The organism is Enterobacter cloacae complex sp.6700776, assembly GCF_048284255.1.
Lineage (GTDB): Bacteria > Pseudomonadota > Gammaproteobacteria > Enterobacterales > Enterobacteriaceae > Enterobacter > Enterobacter intestinihominis.
Genome location: NZ_JBLVYK010000237.1, coordinates 1 through 285, shown reverse-complemented (window position 1 = coordinate 285; position 285 = coordinate 1). Strand labels below are relative to the sequence as shown.

Below are 285 nucleotides of genomic sequence, written 5' to 3'. Positions count from 1 at the left end.
GCTTAAAGCCGCCCGTTTGTGGCTCTGCCGACAGAATGGGAGCTTTGAGACTGTGGATTGCCGTTTCGATGTGGTAGCCTTCACCGGAAACGACATCCAATGGCTAAAAAACGCCTTTGGCGAATAGCGTAATACCAGAAGTAAGGGATCCCGTGCTCGACAGAATCAAAGCCTGCTTTACCGAAAGCATTCAAACCCAAATTGCCGCAGCGGAAGCACTCCCGGACGCCATCTCCCGGGCGGCGATGACGCTCGTCCAGTCCCTGCTTAACGGCAACAAAATCC

Annotated in this window: 2 pseudogenes; both read left to right on the top strand. The window is 54.0% G+C overall.

The features are described 5' to 3' along the window. A pseudogene (locus ACNQ0T_RS24045) lies at positions 1 to 127 on the top strand (YraN family protein); the annotation flags it as partial. Positions 128 to 152: 25 nt separating this feature from the next. Then, positions 153 to 285 (top strand): annotated as a pseudogene (locus tag ACNQ0T_RS24040) (phosphoheptose isomerase); the annotation flags it as partial.